Source organism: Cellulomonas sp. A375-1 (assembly GCF_001040865.1).
In the GTDB taxonomy this organism is placed as follows: Bacteria; Actinomycetota; Actinomycetes; order Actinomycetales; family Cellulomonadaceae; genus Cellulomonas; species Cellulomonas gelida.
Map to the genome: position 1 here is coordinate 1 of NZ_LFKW01000125.1, position 1,584 is coordinate 1,584.

At 76.8% G+C, this 1,584-nt stretch carries 1 protein-coding gene; it reads right to left on the bottom strand.

Annotation, left to right across the window (positions count from 1 at the left end; genetic code table 11):
- The coding region (locus CWIS_RS12700; protein ID WP_369796575.1) for an ATP-dependent helicase at positions 1-1,342 on the bottom strand (1,342 nt) is incomplete at its 3' end.
- Positions 1,343-1,584: the final 242 nt, after the last annotated feature.

The following is a 1,584-nucleotide window of genomic DNA, read 5'->3' on the forward strand; positions in this document are numbered from 1 at the left end:
CCGCGGCGCTGCCCCGCCCGCCGCCCGGGCCGTGACCCGCGGCCCGCCAGTGCGCAGCGACGAACTCGGCGACGGCCTGCGCCTCGTCCAGGACCGTGGGCGTCAGGAGCGCGTCGACCCGGCCGGGCCCCGCGGTCGGGCGGGCGGCGAGCTCGGGGACGGCGACGCGCGTCGCGCCCGCGCGCAGCGGCGCGGCCACGAGGTTCGCGGCGTCGAGCACCGCGACGTCGTTGCGCCACGACGTGGACAGCGCGAGCACCTCGGCCGGTCCCCCACCGTGGGCCGGGGCACGCCGGAACGTCGTGGGAAAGCGCTCGAGGCCGCCCGCGCTCGCGCCGCGCCACCCGTAGATCGACTGGTGGGGGTCGCCCACCGCGATGACGGGGTGGCCGTCGCCGAACAGCCCCGACAGCAACGACAGCTGCGCGTACGACGTGTCCTGGTACTCGTCGAGCAGCACGACCGCGAACCGGTCGCGCTCCGCGGCGCCGACCTCGGGCACCTCACGTGCGAGGCGCGCGGCGAGCGCGACCTGGTCGCCGAAGTCGATCGCGTCGCTCGCGCGCTTGCGTGCCCGGTAGGCGGCCACCACGTCGAGCAGGCGTGAACGCTGCGCGAGCGAGCCGACGAGCCGCGTCACCTCCGCGTACGGCGCGCGCGGAGGTTCGCCCGCGGGGGTCGCCGCGATGTCCTCGCAGATCCGCGCGATGCCGTCCTGCGCCGCCGCCGGGTCGAGCAGGTGCTCGTCGAGCGCGCCCGACAGCGAGAGCACCGCCTCGACGACGGTCGACACCGCGGCGTCGATCTCCAGGTCCTCCTGCCACGCCTCGACGACCTCGCTCGCGAGCTGCCACTGCGCGGCCTCGCCGAGCAGGCGCGCGGACGGGTCGATGCCGAGCCGCAGCGCGTGGTCCCGCACGAGCGAGGCCGCGTACGCGTTGTACGTCGAGATCGTCGGGCGCCCGCCCAGCACGTCGTCGTCGAGGTGCGCCCGCCCCGGCAGCACGACGCCGGCCTCCGCCGCGGCACGCGCAAGGCGCCGCAGTCGCAGCCGCACGCGCTCGGCGAGCTCGCCCGCCGCCTTGCGGGTGAACGTGAGCCCGAGGACCTGCTGCGGCTCGACGAGTCCGTTCGCGACGAGCCACACGACCCGGCCCGCCATCGTCTCGGTCTTGCCCGAGCCCGCACCGGCGACGACGAGCACCGGCTCGAGCGGTGCCTCGATGATGCGGCGCTGCTCCGCGGTCGGAAGGTCGCGTCCCAGCAGGCGCGCGATCTGCTCCGCTCCCACGAGCGGCACACCGGTCTCGACCGACTCGGGCGCGCGAGGCCCCGGGACCAGCGCGTCGTGCGCCAGCCCCTCGCGCACCGGCCCGTCAGGCACCGGCCCGTCAGGCACCGGCCCCTCGGGCACCGTGGCCCGGGCCGCCGAGGTCTGCGTCGTGTCCGTCACGCGACCACCTGTCCGCCCTCGGCCCGCACGGGGCACGAGCGACGCACCGGGCAACGGTCGCACTGGTCGTTCGCCGTCGCGGTGAACGCCGAGCCCGCCATCTTCTCCGCGACCTCGTCGACGAGCGTGCG